This window comes from Pseudomonas sp. GW821-FHT07G10 (genome assembly GCF_059418545.1).
Genome location: NZ_JBWKQB010000014.1, coordinates 1 through 23,575, shown reverse-complemented (window position 1 = coordinate 23,575; position 23,575 = coordinate 1). Strand labels below are relative to the sequence as shown.

19 protein-coding genes and 2 pseudogenes are annotated in these 23,575 nt (G+C 59.9%); 6 read left to right on the top strand and 15 right to left on the bottom strand.

What is annotated here, in order from left to right; genetic code table 11:
- Positions 1-22: 22 nt before the first annotated feature.
- From AC07O1_RS16615 to AC07O1_RS16590, 6 genes are all read right to left on the bottom strand, one after another.
- Positions 23-1,801, bottom strand: coding sequence for an acyl-CoA dehydrogenase C-terminal domain-containing protein (locus tag AC07O1_RS16615; protein WP_495089395.1), 1,779 nt, complete (start codon positions 1,799-1,801; stop codon positions 23-25).
- A gap of 7 nt (positions 1,802-1,808) precedes the next feature.
- Entirely contained in the window at positions 1,809-4,343 is a 2,535-nt protein-coding gene (locus AC07O1_RS16610) for an efflux RND transporter permease subunit (RefSeq protein WP_495089394.1), read from the bottom strand.
- Between the two features lie 31 nt (positions 4,344-4,374).
- Complete coding sequence (locus AC07O1_RS16605; RefSeq protein WP_495089393.1) at positions 4,375-5,448, bottom strand: WD40/YVTN/BNR-like repeat-containing protein; 1,074 nt, start codon at positions 5,446-5,448, stop codon at positions 4,375-4,377.
- Positions 5,449-5,604: 156 nt separating this feature from the next.
- On the bottom strand, positions 5,605-6,963 hold the full coding sequence (locus AC07O1_RS16600) for a DUF1329 domain-containing protein (RefSeq protein ID WP_494994766.1): 1,359 nt from the start codon (positions 6,961-6,963) through the stop codon (positions 5,605-5,607).
- A 39-nt stretch (positions 6,964-7,002) separates the two neighbouring features.
- Complete coding sequence (locus AC07O1_RS16595) at positions 7,003-8,856, bottom strand: DUF1302 domain-containing protein (RefSeq protein WP_495089392.1); 1,854 nt, start codon at positions 8,854-8,856, stop codon at positions 7,003-7,005.
- A gap of 144 nt (positions 8,857-9,000) precedes the next feature.
- Positions 9,001-9,567, bottom strand: a complete 567-nt coding sequence (locus AC07O1_RS16590; protein WP_495089391.1) for an RBBP9/YdeN family alpha/beta hydrolase — start codon at positions 9,565-9,567, stop codon at positions 9,001-9,003.
- Between the two features lie 356 nt (positions 9,568-9,923).
- On the opposite strand from AC07O1_RS16590, the gene AC07O1_RS16585 reads away from it, so the two are divergent.
- On the top strand, positions 9,924-10,979 hold the full coding sequence (locus AC07O1_RS16585; protein WP_495089390.1) for an AraC family transcriptional regulator: 1,056 nt from the start codon (positions 9,924-9,926) through the stop codon (positions 10,977-10,979).
- Positions 10,980-11,286: 307 nt separating this feature from the next.
- On the opposite strand, the gene AC07O1_RS16580 is transcribed toward AC07O1_RS16585, so the two are convergent.
- From AC07O1_RS16580 to AC07O1_RS16550, 7 genes are all read right to left on the bottom strand, one after another.
- Entirely contained in the window at positions 11,287-12,297 is a 1,011-nt protein-coding gene (locus AC07O1_RS16580; RefSeq protein WP_495089389.1) for a YeiH family protein, read from the bottom strand.
- A complete protein-coding gene (locus tag AC07O1_RS16575) occupies positions 12,294-12,620 on the bottom strand; it encodes a Rieske (2Fe-2S) protein (protein WP_495089388.1) in 327 nt (108 codons plus the stop codon). The genes AC07O1_RS16580 and AC07O1_RS16575 overlap by 4 nt, the downstream gene beginning before the upstream one ends.
- A complete protein-coding gene (locus AC07O1_RS16570) occupies positions 12,617-13,288 on the bottom strand; it encodes a DsbA family oxidoreductase (RefSeq protein ID WP_495089387.1) in 672 nt (223 codons plus the stop codon). Before AC07O1_RS16570 ends, AC07O1_RS16575 begins: the two co-directional genes overlap by 4 nt.
- Positions 13,285-14,616, bottom strand: coding sequence for an MFS transporter (locus tag AC07O1_RS16565; RefSeq protein ID WP_495089386.1), 1,332 nt, complete (start codon positions 14,614-14,616; stop codon positions 13,285-13,287). The genes AC07O1_RS16570 and AC07O1_RS16565 overlap by 4 nt, the downstream gene beginning before the upstream one ends.
- A gap of 91 nt (positions 14,617-14,707) precedes the next feature.
- A complete protein-coding gene (locus AC07O1_RS16560) occupies positions 14,708-15,760 on the bottom strand; it encodes a beta-keto acid cleavage family enzyme (protein ID WP_494994758.1) in 1,053 nt (350 codons plus the stop codon).
- An 85-nt stretch (positions 15,761-15,845) separates the two neighbouring features.
- Entirely contained in the window at positions 15,846-16,694 is an 849-nt protein-coding gene (locus AC07O1_RS16555) for a TauD/TfdA dioxygenase family protein (protein ID WP_495089385.1), read from the bottom strand.
- Between the two features lie 14 nt (positions 16,695-16,708).
- On the bottom strand, positions 16,709-17,689 hold the full coding sequence (locus tag AC07O1_RS16550) for a quinone oxidoreductase family protein (RefSeq protein ID WP_495089384.1): 981 nt from the start codon (positions 17,687-17,689) through the stop codon (positions 16,709-16,711).
- Positions 17,690-17,941: 252 nt separating this feature from the next.
- Here AC07O1_RS16550 and pdxR point away from each other — a divergent pair, with 252 nt between their 5' ends.
- From pdxR to AC07O1_RS16535, 3 genes are all read left to right on the top strand, one after another.
- Positions 17,942-19,450 carry a MocR-like pyridoxine biosynthesis transcription factor PdxR gene (gene pdxR / locus AC07O1_RS16545; RefSeq protein WP_495089383.1) on the top strand — a complete coding sequence of 503 codons (1,509 nt, stop codon included), beginning with the start codon at positions 17,942-17,944 and terminating at the stop codon, positions 19,448-19,450.
- A gap of 112 nt (positions 19,451-19,562) precedes the next feature.
- A complete protein-coding gene (locus AC07O1_RS16540) occupies positions 19,563-20,633 on the top strand; it encodes a sugar phosphate isomerase/epimerase family protein (RefSeq protein WP_495089382.1) in 1,071 nt (356 codons plus the stop codon).
- Between the two features lie 56 nt (positions 20,634-20,689).
- Positions 20,690-21,955: an MFS transporter gene (locus tag AC07O1_RS16535; protein ID WP_495089381.1), complete on the top strand. Its 1,266-nt coding sequence runs from the start codon at positions 20,690-20,692 to the stop codon at positions 21,953-21,955.
- A gap of 129 nt (positions 21,956-22,084) precedes the next feature.
- Here the strand turns inward: AC07O1_RS16535 and AC07O1_RS16530 are convergent, their stop codons facing one another.
- Together AC07O1_RS16530 and AC07O1_RS16525 are read right to left on the bottom strand one after the other, a co-directional pair.
- Complete coding sequence (locus tag AC07O1_RS16530) at positions 22,085-22,369, bottom strand: OprD family outer membrane porin (protein WP_495089478.1); 285 nt, start codon at positions 22,367-22,369, stop codon at positions 22,085-22,087.
- Positions 22,335-22,568, bottom strand: a pseudogene (locus AC07O1_RS16525) (hypothetical protein); the annotation flags it as partial. The gene AC07O1_RS16530 and the pseudogene AC07O1_RS16525, both read right to left, overlap by 35 nt.
- Positions 22,569-22,785: 217 nt before the next feature.
- Between AC07O1_RS16525 and AC07O1_RS16520 the strand changes: the two are divergent.
- Both AC07O1_RS16520 and AC07O1_RS16515 read left to right on the top strand, forming a co-directional pair.
- Positions 22,786-23,064: a DUF2790 domain-containing protein gene (locus tag AC07O1_RS16520; RefSeq protein ID WP_495089380.1), complete on the top strand. Its 279-nt coding sequence runs from the start codon at positions 22,786-22,788 to the stop codon at positions 23,062-23,064.
- 278 nt (positions 23,065-23,342) lie between these two features.
- Positions 23,343-23,575 (top strand): annotated as a pseudogene (locus tag AC07O1_RS16515) (hypothetical protein); the annotation flags it as partial.

Genomic DNA, 23,575 nt, shown 5'->3' with positions numbered 1-23,575 from the left:
TCAGGGTTCCTTGTCCTTTCGATCAGAACTGCGCTGCTTCCAGCTCGTAGAGGCATTCGCTGCCGGCCTTGGCCGAAGCACTCAACGAGTGGATGCGCGGCAGCAGGCGGGCGAAGTAGAAGCGCGCGGTGCCCAGCTTGCTGGCGTAGAAGTCATCCTCGGCCTGTTTGCCCATGGCCGCCTTGGCCATCAGTGCCCACATGTAGGCATAGGCGGTGTAGCCGAATACCTGCAGGTACTCGACCGAGGCAGCGCCAATTTCGTTGGGATTGTTCGTGGCCCGATCCAGCAACCATGCGGTCAGATCGTCGAGGGTGTCCACGGCGGCGTTCAATGGCTTGCAGAATTCGCCGAGGTCAGCGCGGGCGTTGGCGGTGAAATTGCGAATTTCGGCGGCGAACAAACGCTGGAGCGCCCCGCCACTTCCGACTATTTTGCGCCCGGCCAGGTCCAGTGACTGGATACCGTTGGTGCCTTCGTAGATCTGGGTGATGCGCACATCGCGAACCAATTGCTCCTGGCCCCATTCGCGGATGTAACCGTGGCCGCCGAAGATCTGCTGGCCGTGCACCGTGGTTTCCAGCCCCATGTCGGTGAGGAACGCCTTGGCCACTGGGGTCAGCAGCGACACCAGCTCCTGGGCGCGGGTGCGGGTTGCCGCGTCATCGCTGTACCTGGCGGTATCCAGTTGCAGGGCCACATAGCTGGAGAACGCTCGCCCGCCTTCGTTCAAGGCCTTCATGGTCAACAGCATCCGCCGGACATCCGGGTGCACGATAATCGGATCGGCAGCCTTGTCCTTGTTCTGCTCGCCCGTCGGCGAACGGCTTTGCAGACGGTCACGGGCGTATTCGACCGCGTTCTGGTACGAACGCTCACCCAACGCCAACCCCTGGATACCCACGCCCAGACGTTCGTAATTCATCATGGTAAACATCGCAGCCAGGCCCTTGTTCGGCGCATCTACGATCCAGCCGGTCGCCCCGTCAAAGTTCATCACGCAGGTGGCGGATGCCTTGATGCCCATCTTGTGCTCGATTGAACCGCAGGACAGCGCGTTGCGCTCACCCAGCGAGCCATCGGCATTGACCAGCACCTTGGGCACCAGAAACAGTGAAATGCCCTTGGGGCCGGCTGGCGCATCCGGCAGTCTGGCCAGCACCAGGTGAATGATGTTTTCGGTCAGGTCGTGCTCACCACCGGTAATGAAAATCTTGCTGCCGCTGATCGTGTAGCTACCGTCGGCCGAAGGCTCGGCCCTGGTGCGAATCAGGCCCAGATCGGTACCCGCATGAGCCTCGGTCAGGCACATCGAACCGGTCCAGACACCGGCGTACATGTTCGGCAGATAACGTTCCTTGAGCGCCTGGCTGGCATGGGCATTGATCGACAGGCAGGCCCCGGCGGTCAGCATCGGGTACAGACCGAACGACAGGCTGGCAGAGTTGACCATTTCCTCAACCTGGGCCGAAATGGCCTTGGGCATACCCATGCCACCGAACTGCGGGTCGCCGCCGACACCCACCCAACCGCCTTCGGCGAACGATTGGTAAGCCGTGACAAAACCTTCCGGGGCTTTGACTGTGCCGTTGCTCCATGTGCAACCTTGTTCGTCGCTGCTGCGGTTCAGCGGCGCGACCACTTCGGCACTGATCTTGCCGGCCTCTTCAAGGATCGCGGCGGCCGTCTCTTCATCGATCACCTCGGCCAGGCCAGGTAGTTGGGCCCATAGCCTGGACACCTCAAAGACCTCATTGAGTACGAAGCGCATGTCGCGCAAGGGGGCTTTGTAATCGGACATCGTTGGCTTACTCCGCAATGGTCTGGGCGTGACGCATGCCCGGACGTTGGATTGGGGCGGTTTCACCGGCGTGCCCCTGGGGGGCATCCGGAACAGGACGACGCTCCAGCGACGCCCCCCGCAGCAGGAAATACGACAGGGCAGGAATCAGAATCAGGGCGCCGAGCATGTTCCACAGGAACATGAAGGTCAGCAGGATGCCCATGTCCGCCTGGAATTTGATCGGCGACCAGACCCAGCACACCACGCCGGCCGCCAGGGTGATGCCCACCAGGCCCACTACCCGGCCGGTAAACGACACGGCGTTGCGGTAGGCCTGAGCCAGCGGCAGACCCTGGCGCTGGTAATGCAACTGCACGCTGAGCAGGTACAACGCGTAGTCCACACCGATCCCTACGCCCAGCGCGATCACCGGCAGGGTCGCCACTTTCACGCCAATGCCCATGACCACCATCAATGCCTCGCAGAGGATCGAGGTCAGCACCAACGGCAACAGCGCAACCAACGTGGCGCGCCAGCTGCGGAAGGTCATCAGGCAGAACAGTGTCACCGCTGCATAGACGTAGAGCAGCATGGTGCGATTGGCCTCGCGCACCACGATGTTGGTTGCCGCTTCGATGCCGGCGGTCCCGGCGGCCAACAGGATCTGGCGATCATCACTGCTGTTTTCCCGGGCAAAGGTGTCGGCAATCCCCACCACGGCATCCAGGGTCTCGGCCTTGTGGTCCTTGAGAAAGGCAATCACCGGCATCAACGAGCAGTCGGTATTGAACAACTCCGGGGAGTTGACCGAGGCTTGCTGCGCGGCATAGTTCAAGACGTCCTGGTTGCGCTGGATACTGTTGAGCTTGGGATTGCCCTCATAAGACCCAGCTGTAATCTGGCGCACGGCATTGACCAGCGAGGCCGTCGCCTGCACCCCCGCAGACTGCTGCAGTTCCCAGGCCAGGCGGTCGGCGAGGATCAGCGTCTGGTAGTTCAGACAGCCTTCGGGCGGCGTCTTGATCATCACCGCGAACAGGTCGCTGGATAACGCGTAGTGACTGGTGATGTAGGCGTTGTCGCGGTTGTAACGAGAGTCGGCACGCAACTCGGGAGCACCACTTTCAAGATCACCAATCTTCAGTTGCAGGCTGATCGCAAAGCCGCAGATACCCATCAGTACCGCGACCAATACCGCACCTGTGGCCCACTTGGCCGTGGTGAAGCGGTCGAGCAAGTCCCACAGTTTGCCAAAGCCCTTGTGCCCGTCCGCACGTGTGTCGATTTTCAGTGAGCGCTCGGCAGCCCTGGAACCGACGCCTGCATAAGACAGTGCTACCGGCATCAGCAACAGCGAGGTGAAGATCAGTACCGCAACACCGATACTGGCGGTGATGGCCAGGTCCTGGATCACCGGTATGTCGATCAGCATCAGCACGGCGAACCCGACTGCGTCGGCCAGCAGCGCGGTGACGCCGGCAATGAACAGACGGCGAAAGGTGTAGCGTGCAGCGATCAGCTTGTGGGTGCCACGGGCGATATCCTGCATGATGCCGTTCATCTTCTGCGCCGCATGGGACACACCGATGGCGAAGATCAGGAAAGGTACCAGGACGGAATAGGGATCGATGGCATAGCCCAACCAGGCGACGATGCCCAGTTGCCAGATCACCGCGATCAGCGAACAGCCCACCACCAGCAGCGTGCTGCGCACACAGCGAGTGTAGAAAAAAATGATGACCAGCGAGGTGACCACGGCCAGGCCGAAGAACATCATCACCTGAATCAAACCGTCAATCAGGTCGCCCATCAGTTTGGCGAAACCGATCACCCGCACCTTGTACTGGCCCTTGCCCTCTGCCCCGGCTTTGCGGGCGGCGCTGTCACCGGCGAACTCGATCTTGTCGCGCAGCTGCTCTTCAAGCATCTGCGAGAATTCGTGGTAGTTGATGCGCTGACCACCGGCCCCGGCCTTGTCCAGCAGCGGTACGATGAGCATGCTCGACTTGAAGTCACTGGCCACCAGGCTGCCCACGATTCCGGCGCGGCTGATGTTCTGGCGCAGCTGCTCGATGTCCGCGGGCAAACCCTGATAGGTACCGGGCATCACCGGGCCGCCCTGGAAGCCCTCCTCGGTGACTTCGGTCCAGCGCACTCCAGGACTCCACAGCGACTTCATCCAGGCGCGGTCGACGCCTTCGGTGAGGAATAGCTGGTCGTTGACCTGCTTGAGTACCTCCAGGTAGCCGGGATCGAAAATATCGCCCTGGGTGTTCTCCACCACCACCCGCACCGAGTTGCCCAGGCCGCGCAACGACTGCCGATTCTCCAGGAAATTCTGGATGTATGGCTGGCTCTGGGGAATCATCTTCTCGAAGCTGGGGCGCAGCTCCAGACGGGTCACCGCCATGTAGCCCAGCACCAGGGTGGCCAGTGTCATGAGCAGCATGAACAGCGGGCGGTAGTTGAACACCAGCCGCTCCAGCCGGTTGCCGGAACACCGATCGAAGTCACGCAGATCGCGGATCACCGGCATGCTGTCTTGCTTGATATTGCCCATGTCTGGGTTCTCGCTCTAAATTTTCGAGGTCTTATTTGACGGACAATGCCTGTGCGCCACGGCTACCCACCACCACCAGCGAACCATCGGCGGCCAGGGTGGCACCGGCCACGGGCGACAGGTCCGGCTGCGCCAGCAACTGCAGCCGTGTACCGCCGGCCTGGCTAATCAGCGTGTGTCCGGCCTGGGTGAATAGCTCGTACTGGCCCTGGGCATTCACGATGGCTGCAGTGATGCTGACCTGCAGGCCGCTAGTCAGTTGACTCCAGTGCTCGCCGCCATCGGTGCTGCGCAACACATTGCCGCGCAGGCCGTAGGCGATCACTTCACCAGGCTTGCCGACGACGCCGAAGTAGCTGCCCTGATAGGGCGTATGCAAGGCCGCGAAACGCTGCCGGGCCTCATCCCACTTGAGCAACAGGCCCTGTTCGCCGGCGATGTACAGCGCATCGCCGGTCGAGGCGATGGCGTTGAGGTGAAAGCCCTGCGGGTTGTCAGTGCGATCCTGAAAAGGTGTCCAGCTCTGGCCACCATCCTCGGTACGCAGGATCAGGTTGAACACACCGACCACATAGCCAAGCTTGTCGTTGGCGAACCACACATCGAGGAACGGCTTGTCGGCGCCCTGCTCGACCAGACGCTGACCTTCAGCGAGCAGCAAAGACCATTGCTCGTTGGCCGGCTCGGCACTGGCCAGCGCCGCATAATGCCTGACCAGCAAGGCACCAATCTGGCGCCCGTCGAGCTGCTTGCGCCAGGTGACGCCGGCATCGCTGCTGTGCAGCACCACGCCATCGTTGCCGACCGCCCAGCCCTGCTCGGCGGAGGGGAAAAACACCGCATTGAGATCACTGCTGAGCGGGACGCTGGCCTGCAGCCAGTGCTTGCCTGCGTCATCGGAATAAAGAATATGGCCACGCTGGCCAACGGTGACCAGGCGCTCACCGGCGCGAGCGATGCCGATCAAGGGGCTACGCACGGCCAAAGCACTTGGCTTGGCCGGCAGATCCAGCACATCCACATAACTGGCCGCGTGAGCGACACCCTGCAACAGCGCCAGCATCGAGCACAGCAGCGCCAGCTCAAACTTTTTCAAGGAACCCATACCGCACCTTCCAGTAAAACGACACCGCGAAGCACATGAGGTGCAACCCGGCGTCGGAGTCGGTAACCCAGGATGAACGGCACTCACGCCGTCGATCTTCCAGTCACTCTGCCGGGGGACGACAACCGGTCGCCCCGGACTTTTGTCACCTGCCGCTTAGCGGATACCGGACCCCGCCAGGGCCTCCGGCGACCACTGCGCCTTCGACAGTGGGTCGATGTACTTGATGCCGCCGTACGGGCCCGCGATGCCGTTGATGTTGTAGGTGCCGCCCACCAGGTCGTAGATCATGAAAGCCGAGGTATCGGGGACCTGTTTGTCGTAACTCTGACTGAGGAAGGCGAAGCCGCCACGGTAGAGCTTGCCGCTCGAGTCATACTGGTCAGAGGCCAAAGCGATCCAGCTGTCTTCATCCAGGTAGAAACGGCGCTTGTGGTAAATGTGTCGCGCACCGGCCTTGACAGTGCCCTCCACCACCCAGACACGGTGCTTCTCCCAGCGCACATAGTCGGGAGCGATATGGTTGGGGGTCGTCAGCACTTTTGAGTCCTGAGCGTAGGTCAGCTTGTAGGTGTTGTAGGGCACGATCATTTCCTGCTTGCCCACCAGCTTCCAGTCGAAGCGGTCCAACGCGCCATTGAAGACGAATGTATCGTCGTAGGTATTGGTACCGGCAGTACCAGGGTTAGGCGTGTCATAGGCCAGGTCCGGCGCCAGCTTCACCCGACGCTGGCCAGGCAGGTATTGCCAGGCCTTGCGTGGCTGGGCCAACGGGTTGGCAGAATCCTTGAGCATGATCGCCTCTCCCGCACGACGCGCGGGACCGGTGTAATACAGCTTCATCTGGTAGAAGATGTCAGTGCTGCTGATCGGCTTCGACATGTTTTCGTAGATCGGATAGTTCATGAACGCCAGAGCAGTGGTGGACAGTGTCGGCACACCCGAAGCATCAACGTTCCAGGAGTCATACTTGGTGCTCAGATTGACCCCCAGGTAACGCAGCAGGTGGTTCCACATGGCCTCACTGCCCGACTGCGGAATCGGGAACGGCACGCCGGGCAGTACGTTATCGATGGACAGGCCGCCGTCGAGGGACTTGGCACCGGTGGCGTTTTTCAGGCTGTTGTCCAGCACCGCCTGGGGCAGAGCCACAGTACGGTGGGTCGGATAAACATCGATGCGGTAACTGGGGAAGCGCTTGGCCAGCTCCACCGTGGTGGCCGTCAACAGACCCTTGTACTGGTCGACGTTCTTGCCATCGATAACCAGTACCGGCTTCTCGTCGACAAAGGGGTTCGGACGCATGCTGTCGCCGGGTTTGAAACTGGCTGGCGGGGTGGTCAGCCCGCCTTTGTAGGCCGGGATTGAACCATCGGCATTGCCCGCCATCTCGGCGCCTACACCGGTAAGGCTGGTGCCCAGCCTGGCCGCTTCCTGAACCGATACACCCGCCTGGGCCTGACCGGCAATGACGGCCACCAGGGAGGCTGCCAGCACGCTACTTGGGAATCTCATCTGAATTCTCTCCACTTGTTTTTGTAATCCGAGCGTCAATCAGAAGGTGGTTTTGAACGAGGCCGTGACCATCCCGCGGTCCTTCAGCAGCGGCGCCAGGCCTGCCTGCGAAGTGATCTGACCGGGGATGCACTGGTACAGGCCATTAGCACCGGGGGTGTTGTTGTCAGTACCGCTATTGCAGGTATCGAAGGGACCAAAAGCGTCCACGTACTTCAGGTCGAACTTGTACTTCTGATAGACGTCGGCAGCGATGCCTACGGAGTAGCTACCGGCGCCCTCGTTGCCACCCAGCTGGATGGCAGAGTTGCCCTTGAGGCCGACGTTGTAGGCCACTGGCATGGACAGATCGACACCCGGGAACACCTGGAACCAGGTCGGAGTGAAGTTGGCAGCGATGGTGTACGCATTGGTGTCGACCTTGTCGACGCCCCTGTAGCTGGAATCGCCCTTGAAGGTCTGTTTGCCGGCCTGATTGACGCTGACCAGATGGGTCATGGCACCTTCCACGGCCAAGGAGGAAGCATCCCACAACGGAGTCCTGCCAAAAGTCACCAGGCCATTGAGTACCACGTGGAAAGTCTTGCCACGGGCCAGCCCGGTATCACCTTTGCCCGGCACGGCACCGATCAGGTTGGCGCCGTTGATCTGGCCCTGACCAGCCTCAGCATTCAATGGCCCGTTGATGGTGCTGAAATTGCTCACCAGCGGCATGTTCTCGCGATAGTTCAGATCGAGACCGACGCTGACCGGACCCACACTCTTCGACAGACTGATGCCATAGATATCGATGTCATCGGCGTAGGCGCTGAAGTATTCAGTGCCCTGGAGACCCGCCAGGCCAGGCTTATTCAGGTTGGGCGCATTGATCAGCACTGCCGGCAAGGTGTCCGAGGTGTTGCGGTAGTAGAAGCCCAGGGTGCCATCCAGCCATTCCGGACTCCACTTGGCCATCAGCCCGAAGTCGCCGGAATTGCGCGGTTTGATATCATGGCCACGCGGCGCGCCGAAAAAGGCACCATTCCCAACCGTCGGCAGTGGCAACCAGAAGACTTTCCCTCCATCGTTCAGCATGTCATAGGCCCCCATGTAGGTCCCCCCCTCGGGCAGACGGGAGTTCTGATACTCCAGGAAGTACTGAGCGCCCAGCGTCAGCTCTGGATTGACCGTGAACGACATGGAAATCTGGTTGCGCGGCAGGAACAGTTCCTTGGTTTCGGTGCCCGGCACGTTATACAGCTTGGCAAGGTCCAGGCCTGCCTGACCGTAGTTGATACCGTTGGCCGCGTTGAACAGGGTCTCGCCCCAGTACACGTTGTGCTTGCCGAGCTTGACGCTGAACATCGACTCCTCGCCGATCTCGGTGCTGTAGAACACAAAGGCATCGAGGATTTCGCCGGAGGGGCCGTTGTAATAACGATCGGTATAACCGCTCAGCCCATGAGTCTGTGCAACGTGGCCGTTCAGCGAATTGCCAGCAGGATTCGCTGAAACCAGGTTACCCGCGTTGCCCGCTTGTCCTGGAAAAGCGTTGGAATTGGAACCTGCGTTGTCATAGGCATGGTCATACCAACTCGCGCCGCTGACACGAAAGCCCATTGTCCTTTGGTAGACAACATCCAGCTCGGTCAGCAGATCGACCCGCTCAGTCACCGCTCGACCGACACGAAAGTTCTTGTCGCCGTCGTTGAGGTTGGAGGTGTTGGCGATCTTCGAGTTCTGACCTTCCACCCGTTGGCCATAACTGGTCTTGAGGGTGTTATCGAAGCGCACGGCCCAGTCTTCACTGCCAGTGTTGAACTCAAAGGCATGGGCGGCCGGCATGCAGGCCAGCAGCATAGCCGTGGCGAGCAGGCTGCGCTGAAAGTAGCTGTGACTTGTTGGGTTGTGCATTACGTTGTCTCCGTTTTTTTTGTTTTTTTTGTTCTAACAACGGCTCACATCCGGGTAAGGCGGCGATGCGAGTGTCTTTCAGGCACCGTTACTCAGGTGCTTACTTCCTTTCCTCCAGGGTGAGGTGAGCCAGGCTCGTCGCGCCTAGCGATCCAATGTGCGGATAAAGGCTTCAGCCTGCGGCCATTCGCCGTAGCCGGCGGCCGGGTTGAGATGGCCTACAGCGCCGAGGTTGACCAGTTCACTGCCCCAGTTGCGGGCCATTCGGGTCACGGCCTCCAGGCTGGCAAGGTGATCGTTGGTGCTGCCGGCCACCAGGCTGCGGAACGGCAGCGGGCCTTGGGGTAGAGGATCCCAACCATTGGTACGAAGAGTTTCAGCGGATGGGTAGCCTTGCGGCCAGCTGGCATCGAGATCCGGTGGAGCGGCCAGCAGAGCGCCCTTGATCGGACGACTGTGCCGCGCAGCCCAGTGCGCGACCATCAACACGCCGGCACTGTGGGCCACCAGAATCACCGGCCCTTCGATCTGCTCCAGCTCATGCTGGATCGCCCGGACCCGGGCCGCGCAGTCCAGCTTGTCGGCTTCAAGTGGCGGAACACTGCGCACCTTGCTCAATCTGGCCTCAAGCAACGTTTGCCAATGCTCGGCAACGTGCTCGCGCAAGCCCGGTACGATCAGAACGGTTGCGGCAGTTTGCAGTTTGTCCACGTCAACACCTTCGCTTTCTCGATGACTCGACTGGCTCATTCGCCAGAAGCTTTTTGTAGTGCTGACATTAAAGAGCCCTCACTCGACGCGCTTTTCATTTGACGTCAGTCGCTTTTCTTTTGATGACAGATTTCGAGGCGTTGAAGTGACTCTTGCGCGGGTCGAAAAAACCCTCGAGGTTGCTCCAGGTCACGGTATTCAATGCTTGAGGGTGGATTGACCCCATGAGGCAGTCATGAGCCGATACAGGAATGGGTGAACCAAATCGCTCAGGGCATAACTTTTCATTTCATGACTTGCTGGATATAGTCAGCCACGCTCATTTCCACCGGAACTACTCCAGGAAAGACCTCTGCATGACTAAGCTTGTTCGCGCCGCCGTCTTGACCAACTACCTGGAAGTCACCCAGTACCTTGGGTTCAATCCGCACGATTTGCTGGCGAGCGTCGGCCTGAGCAGGTCCCAGCTACAAGCCCCCGAACAACGTATTCCGATCGATGCAGCCGTTCGCCTGCTGGAGGATTCGGCCGCCGCCAGCGGATGCCAGAGTTTCGGCCTGAGCATGGCCGAATCGCGCCAGCTCTCGGACTTCGGTGTCGTCAGCCTGCTGCTCAGCCACCAGCGCACGCTGCGTGATGCCTTGCAGGTCGTGGTGCATTACCGTCATCTGATGAACGATTCGCTGGCCATCTTCATTGAAGAGGCCGGCAAGATGGTGATCATTCGCGAGGAGGTGGTCACCGAATCACCGATGCCCTGCCGACAAGCCACTGAGCTGGCAATCGGGGTGATGTTCCGCCTGTGCGCCGCCTTGCTCGGTACACACTGGCACCCCTACAGCGTCAACTTCACGCACCAGCCCCCGGACAACCTGCACCTGCATCGCCGCCTGTTCGGCTGTAACCTGGAATTCGGCAGCGAGTTCAATGGCATTGTCTGCTCCGACGCCAGCCTCGACATGACCAATCCCCACGCCGATCCGGCCATGGCGCGCTACGCCCAGAGTTACCTCGACTCGCTGCTCAGCCACGAAGGACCATCGATGCTGTTCGAGGTGCGCAAAGCCATCTACCTGCTGTTGCCGATGGGGCGCGCCACCATCGAGCAAATCGCCCAGACCCAGGGCATGAACGTTCGGACCCTGCAGCGCCGCCTCAAAGGCGACGGCTGCGCCTTCAACGACCTGATCAACGACGTGCGTCGCGATCTGGTGCTGCGCTACCTGGAAAACCCGAATTACTCGCTAGGGCGCATTGCCGACATGCTCGGCTACTCCATGGCGAGTTCCTTCACACGCTGGTTCATCACCCAGTTCGGCATGCCGCCAGCAGCCTGGCGCAGCGCGCAAAAACACGCCGCTGCCAGAGCACAGATTGACCCGACCACCCTTCCCGGCCCCACAGCACCCTGACTCCTGAACCGACGGAGATGGAGGCTGGGACTTCAACAAAAAAAACGGCGACTGCTGGTACAGTCGCCGCGAAAAAACCCGTGTTTGTGATACCGGCCCAGAGCCTCACTGCACCGAGGAACCAATGCAGTGCAGCCCTCCGTAGCAGCTGGCGTAGCCTGCGTTCGGCTGCGTAGCAGTCGTAAAAACTGAGTGCGCGGTTTTCCTGAAGCACCCTATCGTTTGAATTCACGACCGCTGCGCGGCCGAACGCAGGCTACGCCAGCTGCTACGGGGAATAGGCTGGACCTGAAATTGCTTAACGCGCTTAGAACCCCCAGTGCAGCAACAGCAGCACCAGCACGACAAGGAACACCGTCTCCCCCACCATCAGCAGGATGGGCTTGATGCCGACAGCGGCCAGCTCCTTGAGCTGGGTCTTCATACCCAGGGCGCTGATGGAAACTACCAGGCACCAGCGCGATAGCTCGTTGACCGAACCCTGCACCACCGGGGCTACCCAGCCAGTGCTGTTGATACAGGCCAGCAGCAGAAAACCGACGGCGAACCACGGTAGCAGCGGTGGTCGCTTGCCGGTCGGATCGGCACCCTGCATACGCGTGACCATCGCCGCACAAACGATCACCGGCAGCAGCATGGCAACCCGCATCAACTTGACCACCGTGGCCGTATCACCGGTCTCGGTCGACATGCTGTAACCGGCACCGACCACCTGGGCGACATCGTGAATGGTGGCGCCCAGGAACACGCCGGCCACTTGCGGGGACAACGACAGCCAATTGGCAATCATCGGATACAGGATCATCGCCGTGGTGGACAGTGCCGACACCCCGATGACCGTGAACAGCGTGGCACGCTCTTTCTGCGGATGATTGGGCAACGCCGCCGCCAGCGCCAACGCCGCCGACGCACCACAAATCGCGGTTGCCCCACCGGTAAGCATGCCAAACAAGCGCTGAAAACCCAGCGCCTTGGCCGCAACCACCGAGACGCCAATCGTCACCACCACCAGAATCACCACCAGGGCCACAGGCTTCCAGCCCAGCGCGGCAATCTGTTCGAGGGTGATGCGCATGCCCAGCAGGGCCACGCCGATGCGCAGCACGCTGCGTGCCGTGAACTCGATGCCAGCCTTGCACGCGCCATCACCGGCAAGGAAGTTCAGCGCCATGCCAAGCAGCAGGGCGAACAGCATCACCGGCGCACCGTAATGCTCGGACAAAAAGGACGCGGCCGCCGCCACGATCAGACTGACGACAAAACCCGGCGCCAGTTCGCGCGTTCGGCTATGGATATGGGTGAGAGCGATGGCGCTCATGACGCGGACTCCTCAGAAACGATGACGATGAATGCCTGGCCGTCGATGATCTCGACTGGGTAGTTGGCGACTTTGAGCTGGGTTGAATTGAGCAAGTAGCCGCTGCGCAGATCGAAGCGCAGGCCATGGGCGCAGCACTGGATCACCCTCCCCTCAAGGCGCCCGCCACACAGCGAGGCGCCCTGATGCGGGCAACTGTCGTCGATGGCAAACAGTTCACCCTCGACGTTGAACAACACCAGGCTTTTTCCCTCGAATTCAACCAGCGCGCGGCCATCCGCCTGCGGGAGTTTTCCGGCAGGCACGGGGACACGCCGACTCATGCCGGTAGCCGCACGCGATTATTATCGAGCAAGGCTTCGCACATGGCGCCAAGCAGCGCCTCGGCAGGCTGCGCGCCTACCACCGTCAGACGACGGTCGAACTGAAAACAGGGCACACCGCTGGCCGCCCCTGCCTCATGGCCATCGCCGACAAAGCGAGCGGCATCGCCTTGCAGGCAGTCAGCCAGGTCGCCCGCGTCGAAACCGCACGCCTGGGCGATGGCGATCAAGGTCTCACGGCAGCCCAAGTCCTCGCCGTACTGGAAGTAGGCGGCGAACAGACGTTCAAGCAAGACATCACGCTGTGCCGTACTGCCCAGCACAGTGGCACGTTCCAGCAAACGATGGGCATCAGCGGTATTGGGCATGGTGGCGATGCGGCTCAGGTCGATGGGCACCCCCACCGCCATCGCGGCCTGCTGCACCTGGGCCTGGCGCATGCTTACCGCTTCGGCACTGCCCAGGCGTTTGCGATAAAACTCGACAAAGGGCTCACCCTGTACCGGCAGTTGTGGCAACAGCTGCACCCCGTGCCACACCGTGGTGATGTCCACACCCGGTTGCTGGATGCGCAAAAGATCCTGCGCGCGCTCCAGTTGGCGCTTGCCGATCAGGCACCAGGGGCAGATGAAATCGAAGAACACATCAATACGTAAACGACCACTCACAACTTCACCTCTAACACCGCTTGGCTAACTGAATCGTTGACACGCTCGCCCTTAAGCCGGGCAACATCCTTGTGGTAATGACACTTGGCATAAAAGAACACGGCCGCTGCCGCGATGCTGATCAATGGCACCAATTGGAAGGTGGCCTGCAAGCCGATTACATCGGACACCTTGCCGGTGATGAACGGCCCCGGGGCCAATCCGAGCATGTTGTTGGCCAGGGTCAGCGTGGCAAAGGCCGTGCCGTGGACAGAATAATGGGTCAGGTTGGCAACCATCGCCCCGGCAGGTCCGGTGGTGCCGGCGGCAATCAGCATTCCCAGGCAGATCAGCAGCAGTTGCGCAGGCCCCGCCGGCAAGGCGAACGCCGCCGACAGCAGCAGGCAACTGCCCAGGCAAAACGCGATGGCCAGGGCGACCTTTCGCTCCGGCGAGTGGCGACACAGTCGGTCGCTGAGCATGCCGCACAGAATCATCCCTGCCCCGCTGCACAGCACGATGATTGCCGCGACACCGCCCGCCTTGTCCGTTCCCATGTCGTAATAACGATTGAGGTAACTGGGCATCCACACAATCACGGTGCCACCGACAAACAGTTGCAAGCCGCTGCCGATATAGGCCGCGATCACCGAACGGCTGGAACACAGCGTGCTTAGCGGACGCTTGACCGCTGCTGCTGCCTTGTTCGCGACTTGGGCAGCGCGTTGCGGGGCGATGCGCGCTTCCTTGACGATGATCGGGTAAAGCACAGCCAGCAGCAGGCCAAACAGCGCCATGCCGGCGAACGACCAGCGCCAGCCCAACCTGGCAGCTAATACACCGCCCAAGGCCATGCCTAATACCGATCCGAACATGCCGCCCGCCATGAAGGCACTGGCAAGCGTTGCGCGCAGGTGTTTGGGAAAGACCGAAATCACCACCGCGATGCCGACGCTGCCATAGGCCGCCTCGCCGACACCCACCATGAAGCGGGCAATGAACATCTGCTGGTAGTCCTGCGCCAACGCGCAGCCTAGAGTGGCCAGACTCCACAGTAGAGCCATCAGCGCCAGGCTCTTTACCCGACCGAAGCGATCAGCCATCAACGACAGGGGAAATGTCAGCAAGCCGACCATCAAGGCGACAATGCCACTGAGCAGGCCGAGCTGGCCGTCGCTCAGGGCCCACTCGCCCTTGAGCATCGGGAACACCGCGTTCAGCACCTGGCGCGACATGTAATCGGAAATCAACAAGCCGAACGTCAGTGCAAAGACGATCCAGGCATATTTGCGCGCAACACCGACAGTACTTGAGTCGTCATCGTCTGCGACGCTTGGGTGATAGGCCATGCAGCCTCCTCGAAACTTTGTTTTATTTGTTGTTATCGAGCTTGTTGCAATGCAGCGAGCGAGAGGCCGTCGACCTCTCGCTCCGCTGCCGTTAGCCGCGTTGCGGCACACCCTTCTGGCCAGCCTTGCGGTTGGGGGCCATACCGTTGGCCAACAGGGTTTCTTCGATACTCTGGTACTGCACACCGATGCGGTAGATCTCACGCGCTTCTTTGCCGGTGGCGATTGCGCGACCCAGCTCATGGGCTACGCGCACGGTTTGCTCGATCTGCTGCACAGAGCTGAAACGCTCGCCTTTGTGATTGATAATCGTGTCTTCAATGCCCACCCGTGGATGCATCCCCATGGACAGCGCCATGACATTGAACGGCAGCACGTTCTTCAACAGCGATTCGGCGGTCACGGTGCAGCCATCCGGCGCGCGGTGGACGAAGTTGAAGAAGTTGAACGGATTAGGGCCATCGAAACCACCGCCGATGCCAATCCAGGTCAGGTTCAACGGCCCCATGTAGACGCCCTTGCGCACCAGGCGCTCAAGTGTCTCCAGGGCATGCATCCCGGTCAGCTGGAAATGCGGCTGGACGCCGGCAGCCATCAGGCGACGCAGGTGCTCCGCGACCCAGGCAGGACCTGCCGGCACGGTCATCTCGCTGTAGGCGGCCTGATAGGCCGGGTTAGCCAGGGACGTGCCCTCCAGGTATTCCGGATAGAGCAGCTCCATGATGTTCATCTGGGTGGTGTTGATGGCCACCGTGACCTGATCCGGTTTTGGCGTCAGTTCAGCCAGCATGTGGCGAGTATCGTCAGACAGCCACTTGGCGGCTTCGCCATCGCTTTCGGGCGCGAAGGAAATCGAACCACCGACCTGGATGATCATGTCCGGCACGGCTTCGCGCACACCGGCGATCAATTCGTTGAACTTGGACAGGCGCTTGGAGCCCTTGCCGTCCAGCTCGCGCACGTGCAGGTGCAATACGGTGGCACCTGCCTCATAACAATCGACCGCCTTCTGCACCTGCTCATCCATGGTCAGGGGGATGTCTTCGGGGAAGTCTTCCGGCATCCACTCAGGCCCGTACGGAGCGACGGTGATCACCACCTTTTCCATGTTTTCCGGGTGCAGGGAATCGTCAAAAAATTGCATGAGTTACTCCTTTTATTATCATTGTCCGCCCACTCCGGACGTTGCCGGGGGACGTGTGTACGAGTGCGAATGCAGAAACGACTGATCAGTAAGTCTTGTCGCCGATGATGCCGGCACGTTCCATCTTGCGATGGCACGGCGGGTAATCCATCACGGCGTAATGCTGGGTACTGCGGTTGTCCCAGATCGCGATACTGTTGGGCGTCCAGCGCCAACGCACCTGATATTCCGGGATGTACGCCTGGCTGATCAGGTAGCGCAGCAGCTCACCCGCACCAGGGTTGGCGTCCTGGCCGAAGCGTACCCGCCCGGGGGTGTGGTAGTTGCTGAAGTGGGTGGTAAAGGCATTGACGAACAGCACCTTTTCCAAGGTTTCCGGGTGGGTGCGCACTACCGGGTGCTCGGCATCCGGGTACATCGCCTTAAGCGCCAGACGCTTATCGATCGGCATGGCGGCACCGAAGCTCGACTCGATGCTGTGGCGGGCTCGCAGATCGGAGATCTTCGCCTTCACCTCATCAGGCAAGCGCGCATAGGCTTCCACCATGTTTGCCCACATGGTGTCGCCCCCCACTGGTGGACATTCAACGCAGCGCAGCACGCAGCCCATCGGCGGGGCCTCCCGCCAGGTAGCATCGGTGTGCCAGGCGTTCTCGTAGCGGTCCATCGACTGGTCCGGGCTCTTGTAGATGCGCACCAGCCCCGGATGATCCGGGTCGCTGCCGGCCACCGGATGATCCTCCAGCTCGCCAAAACGACGGGCGAACGCCACGTGCTCGGCGCGACTGATGTCCTGGTTACGCAGGAACACCACCCGATGCTTGAGCAGCTGAGCACGAATCTCGGCAAAAAGACCGTCGTCATGGACCGCATCGGCAAGGTTGACGCCGACCAGTTCCGCGCCAATGCTGCAGGTCAATTGTTCGACTTTCATGGCAGGCGGCTCCCTTAAATGACGAAAATCGATGAGCCCGTGGTCTTGCGTGACTCCAGGTCGCGATGAGCCTGCGCGGCATCCTGCAACGCATAGTGCTGGTTAATCTCGATCTTGATTCGACCGCTGCCGACGTGGTCGAACAACTCGCCCGCCAGGGCGGCTTTTTCCGCCGGGTCGGCGATGTAGTCGGCCAGGGCCGGGCGGGTCATGAACAACGAGCCCTTGATCGCCAGCTGTACCGGATCGAAGGCCGGGATCGGGCCGGATGCGGTGCCGACGCAAACCATCAGGCCGCGGCGCTTGAGCGAGTCCAGGGAGCCTGTGAAGGTATTCTTGCCGACGCTGTCGAACACCACGTTGACACCGACGCCGTCAGTCAATTCGCGAACGCGCTGGGCGACGTCTTCATGGCTGTAGTTGATGACATGGTCGCAGCCATGGGCCCGGGCGATTTCGCCCTTGACCTCGGTGGACACGGTGCCGATGACGGTCAGGCCGAGCAGCCTGGCCCACTGCGAAACGATCAGGCCCACACCACCGGCGGCGGCGTGCAGCAGAATGCTGTCGCCAGCCTTGAAATCGTAAATGCGCCGCATCAGGTACGCCGACGTCAGGCCGCGCATGGTCATGGCCGCGGCGGTCTCGAAACTGATGGTTTCCGGAAGCTTGATCAACGGCGCGGCCGGGATCAGACGCTCGGTGCTGTAGGCACCTAATGTATTGAGAAAACCGGTGTAGGTAACGCGATCACCCACGCGTACGCTGGTAACCCCCTCGCCGATGGCCTGGACCACACCGCAGGCTTCAACCCCCATGCCGTTGGGCATCGGGATCGGGTAGGTGCCATTGCGAAAGTAGGTGTCGGCATAGTTCAGGCCGACCGCCACATGACGAAGACGAGCCTGGCCTGGACCGGGTTCGCCAACTTCGACCTCCTCATAACGGAGGACTTCGGGACCACCTGTTTCGTAGAAGCGTATGGCTTTGGCCATGTTTTCTTATTCTCCAGTCTGCAAGATTGGCGTGCAGCGTCGATTTGCGCTGATTGGACTGTAGGACGCAGTCCGGCAAGCCGCTTCTCATCAGACGACAATGGCTTTTCATTTCGTGACAGCTACCCGGGTGGCGTGCGCTGTATCAACGCCTGAGGTGGATGACTTATCCAGTACCGCTCGATACCCTTGCGCACCTCGGTACCTGACGGTGTTCCAGGTCAAACCACACTCCATCCAGACGAGCATGTAATGAAATCCCCCGCAGGTTTGCTGCTGTCGGGTATTGAGCTGGACCGTGCCAGCTCCATTCCCCTGTACCGCCAACTCTATTTGCAGATTCGCAAACAGATTCTCAGTGGAAGAATTCAAGGGGGCGTGCGCCTGCCGTCGACCCGGACCTTGAGCAAAGAGCTTGCGCTGTCGCGGATCACTATTCTCAATGCCTTTGATCAGCTGATTGCCGAAGGCTTTCTGGCCTCGCGAACCGGGGCCGGTACCTATGTCGGCAATGAGTGGGAAAGCCGTGGTATTGCCGACGATGAGCGGCAGCGCCAGCCACCTCGCCTGTCCAATCTGAGCCAATCCATGCTGTCGCTGCGCAGCAATCATTTCCGAGGGGTTTGCTATGCCGACTGGGACCCCGCAAGCCCTACCTCGTTCCTGCCCAGCCACAGCACTTACGACGCGTTCCCGCAGCATATCTGGAAGCGCCTGATGAACCGCCATCTGCACAAGCCGACCAAGGCCATGCTCGGCTATGGCGAACTGCAAGGATTGCTGGCCCTGCGCAAGGCGATTGCCGAATACGTCTTTGATGCCCGTGGCATCGACTGCAGTGCCGAGCAGGTGGTCATCGTTTCCGGCGCCCAGCAAGCCTTTAACCTGCTGGGCATGCTGTTGCTCAATCCACAGGACAGCGTGTGGATGGAGGATCCGGGGCATATCGCGGCGCGAATCGCGCTCCAGGCCCAGGGTGGTCTGGTGGTCCCGTTGCGTATCGACGAACAGGGGATCGATATCCAGCAAGGCCTGGCTCAGTGCCCTGACGCCCGCCTGGTGTTTACCACGCCTGCTCGTCAGCACCCCTTGGGCGTCACCATGAGTTATGCGCGGCGCCAGGAACTCATCGACTGGGCCGCGCGTAACCAAAGCTGGATCATCGAGGACGACTGCGACAGTGAATTTCGCTACAACGGCCGCCCCCTGCCTGCACTCTATGCCATGGACCAATGGGCCCGGGTGATCCACGTCGGAACGTTCAGCAAAGTGCTCTTCCCCTCGCTACGACTGGGTTACGTGATACTGCCGCACGCCTTGATCGAACCCTTCTGCACCCTGCGGGCGGTCATGGATCGCAGCCCGCCCACACTGCTGCAGGCCGTGACAGCAGACTTCATGGGCGAAGGCCACTTTCCGGGCCATATTCGTCGCATGCGTGCGCTGTACCAGACTCGCCAGCAAGCACTGGTCGAACAACTGCAGGAACGGCTGGGCGGTTTCTTCAAGATCACCCCGGTGGAAGCCGGCATGCACCTGATCGCCTGGCTGCCACCCAAGCTTGATGACGACGCCATCGCCAAGGAACTGGCCAGGCATAATATTCACACCTATGCCCTGAGCGACTACTGCCTTGAGCATGTCCTGCCACCTGCTCTACTGATCGGTTTTGCCGGCACACCTGAGGACCAGGCCGAGGAGCGCGTCGAAGCACTTGCCCAGGCCTTGAGCAAAATGGGGTACCTGCAGCAGGCCACTTGAAGCAAGGCAAGTGGTCTTATGATTTAACTGATAATGGATCTATCGAGAGTTCCTGACTGGCGCGATAAAGGCTGCGCCGGTAGACCCGGCGTCTGAACCAGGAATAACTCGAATGAACAATAAGATCCAGGAACGATTCAATGCCTTGCTCAGCCACAAGGCTGTCGAGGCCGGAGCTCCTCCCGCACTGACTCAAGCACTGGCCCGCCGGCTGCTCGACCGACTTGGGCAACTGCGCTTGTTTGCTCATGCCTACCCCTTGCTGACCAACCTCACCCATGGCCGTGTCACACCTGGCGACCTGCTGGACTTCGCCTATCGCCACGAGCTGCAGGGTCTGAGCCTGCACTTGCTCGACGGCGAGGAAAACAGCCTGAGTCAAATGACACCTACGCAACTACAGGCGTTTGCTGACAAGGCCAATGCGCTCGGACTGGATGTGCACCTGGAAATCAGCAGCACGCTGAAAAAAGATGTCGATCAGGTGATCGCCATTGCCAGGGTCCTGGGAACCCGCAACATCCGCGTTTACTCACGCTACGAGGGGACGCTGTCGCAGGTCATGGAGGTGATCGAGTCAGACCTGCATTACCTCGCGCAGCAGGCAGACGAACATGACCTGTTCTTCGACTTCGAGCAGCATGAGGAACTCAAGAGCACCGAGATCGCGCAACTGCTGAATCGGCTCAACCACCCCCGACTGCATGCCTTGTTCGACTTTGGCAACATGATCAATGCCTGCGAACAGCCCCTGCAGGCGCTCCGTACCCTGGCGCCGCACATACGCCAGACCCACCTCAAGGGTGTGCGTATCGTCCCCGAGCAAAACGGATTCGGCCATTACGGCGTGCTGCAGGGCTGTGACGAAGACGATCTGCCCAACGCACGCATGGTGTTCGAACTGTTGATGCTCGGCGAATCAACCCCGCAAGTGATCGCGTTCATCCTTGAGCAGGAAAACCACTACGTCGCCCCGGCGTTCCGCCAGACCCTTGAGGCCGCCGACCCGTTCATTGCGTACCGGGAAATGAGTGCAACGGCGCTGCCTGGCGGCTATTCGCTTGAGCGAATGTTGGCCGATGAACACCGTTGGGCAAACAACCAGGTCGCCTATGTACGAAGCCTGCTGGCCGAGCTCCGAACCCTGGCCGAGTTGACCCTGGACAACCGCGCAAACGCCTGAACGTGACGTGACGTGACAACCGGTACTGCTTACCCGATTACGCCTGGAGAACAATAATGACAACTCGTGACAAGGCCAAATGGCTCAGATTCCTGATTCTCATCCTCGGTGGGGGCACCATTTACAAACTGTCGAGCCTCAAGGACGCCTTCTATGTGCCCATGCAAGAATTCATGGGATTGACCCATACTGAAATCGGCCTGCTGCTGAGCGCCAACGCCATTATCGCCACCGCGCTGTTTGTCGTAGGCGGTCTGCTCGCAGACCGCTTCGACACACGCAAGCTGATTCCCATCGGTCTGCTCGGCACCGGCAGTCTCGGGCTCTACCTGGCGACCTTCCCGCCCTTCAGCAATCTACTGATCGTGTTCAGCCTGTTGGCCGTCTGTGCCGATTGCATCTTCTGGCCCTCGCTGCTCAAGGCCATCCGCAATCTGGGTGACGACCAGGAACAGGGGCGGTTGTTCGGTCTTCTGGAAGGCGGGCGTGGTGTTATTGATACGCTGGTCGCCTTTTCTGCTTTGGGTGTCTTCGTCGCCATGGGCTCCGGTGAGGCCGGCCTGAAATCGGCGATCCTGTTTTATTCGGTCATCGACATTCTTGCCGGAACCCTGACCTGGTTTCTGCTCAAGGGCGGCACCGCGCAGTCGACTGCCAAGCCGAAGAACGGTTTGTCGAACCTGCTCGAGGCCATCAAGGTGCCGGGTATCTGGCTGGTCAGCCTCAACGTGTTCATGGTCTACATCGTGTACTGCGGCCTGACCTACTTCATTCCCTACCTCAAGGACATGTACGAACTGCCCGTGGCACTGGTGGGCGCTTACGGCATCATCAACCAGTACTTCCTCAAGATTCTGGGCGGCCCTGCCGGTGGCTTCATTGCCGACAAGCAGTTCAAGAGCACCAGCCGCTATCTGAAATGGGCATTCCTGGCCTTGCTGCCACTCATGGGCATCGTCATGCTCATCCCGAAAAACCCGAGTTTCATCTACGCGGGCATGGCCGCCACCCTGTCCTTTGCACTCATCGTGTTCTCCATGCGCGGCGTGTTCTGGGCGCCCATGGGTGAAGTCGGCATCCCCCAGCACATCACCGGTTCAGCCTTCGGTATCGGTTGCCTGATCGGCTACGCACCGGGCATGTTCGCTTACGTCATCTATGGCGCAATCCTCGACCATTTCCCCGGCCAGCAAGGCTACAACTACGTCTTCAGCTTGATGAGTCTGTTGGCCATTCTCGGGTTCATGGTGTCCAGCCTGCTGTATCAGGCGGTCCGGAATAACTCCACGACCACCGGCGAAGTCAGCGCAGTGCAAACCTGAACATCGCCCTGGTAACCGGAAACTGGTCGGCGTAATGCCTCTTCCTGGAAAAGTTGCTGTATGGGCAGTGGATTCACCATGCAGCAACCCCGTAAGCCAGGTGAGTACGGACGGTCGCGCGAATGTCGGCTATGGGTCCAGGCTGTGTGAAAACGCTTTAGAGCAAGTTTGACAGTCAGCATCAGAGCGAAAATCGCGTTCCCTTTCATGCTGCTCACCCTGTGCCGTTTTGATATGGGCAGCGCGCTGACAGGCCAGTTGAGTCGTCAAGCCCGGTACACCCAATGCGGCGAAATCGAAGACATGCCGAGCCACCCAGGCTCGCTCTCCCGCCTTCTGGAAACGTGCTCCAGTTTGCCGGTCCGTGACTTGCTCCGTCCCCCTGATTGCCAAACGGAAAGTCGCTTGAGCCACTCAGATGTTGATAACCCAGACTGAAAACGTGGCCTGCCAGACTGTAGGTGAACAAGCCTGCAACCACACGGCTGCAGCCCTTCGCGAGAGGCTGCAAATCGGCCAATACCCGATATTTCTCCCCTGGCCCGATAGCAGGCGTTTTCGGTCCATGTACCGTCACAGCCACCGCGTGAAACCTTGCGCGAAAATCTGTCATGACATGTTATGACCTCATCCAAAAAGGCGTTTGGCCCAACAAATACGGCGTTTAATGGACGAATGGTCGAGAGGCGTCAAGCACGGGGAATTGCCGGGAGCCTGAAGCCACTACAGGCGACTCAGATCGGTGCGTTCGTCGCGGTGAAGTGAACTTCCCTTTCACCACGTGTCACATTAGGTCCTTGTCAAGCGAACTTAAGTGGAGGTACAACCTTATGAGCATGACCACAATTGTCAGTGCCGTGATTTCCAGTCTCGCACCAAGTGTCTTCGACCAGAACAGCCTGCAAGAACCCGGCGCGCATGTCTCAGCCGTCGAATACCATTACGGGATGGACATCGATGTGAAACGGGTACTGCAGCGCACCGATACATCCGACAAGACCGGCGTGGTACCGGTGACCCTGGTCTACGAAGACAGCGAGGGCGAGGTTCACAAGATCCGTTTCCTCGAATGGGGTGCAAGCCCCGCCGACCCCACCAGCATTGCCTGATCCGCTCACCGATAGGGTTCTGGGCCTCGCCTGCCCCCCCAGAAGCGGAAGTTAAATCTCATATTCACTAAGTGCGGATGATGTTTTTTGTTACCTGAAAATGGACATGATCGAATGATTAAAAGTTCATTCGCGAAAATCGCTATTGTCCTGGCAGCGTAATACCGCAAGATTAATTAATATTAATTGCTGGATCTTAACTGCAATCATCAACGGCAAACTCCAATTATGCCGTGCTGAGAGCCAGGTTGATCCACCGCTATAACAAAGAGGTAACCATGGAACTTAGTATGCTTTCTTCGTCGACCGTGGAGTTTCTGCGTTTGGGCGTTGTATATGTCCACCTTATTGCCTGCTGTGTGGCAATCGGGCTGGTTTTGACCAGCGATATTGCAATGGTCAAGCAACTCCTGAAGGGGGATGCGTCAGGTCAGCATGATGACGCGCACATGGAAAGTCTTCAAAAAACCGTAGTGCTTGCCCTTGTAGCTCTTTGGATTACGGGCATTGG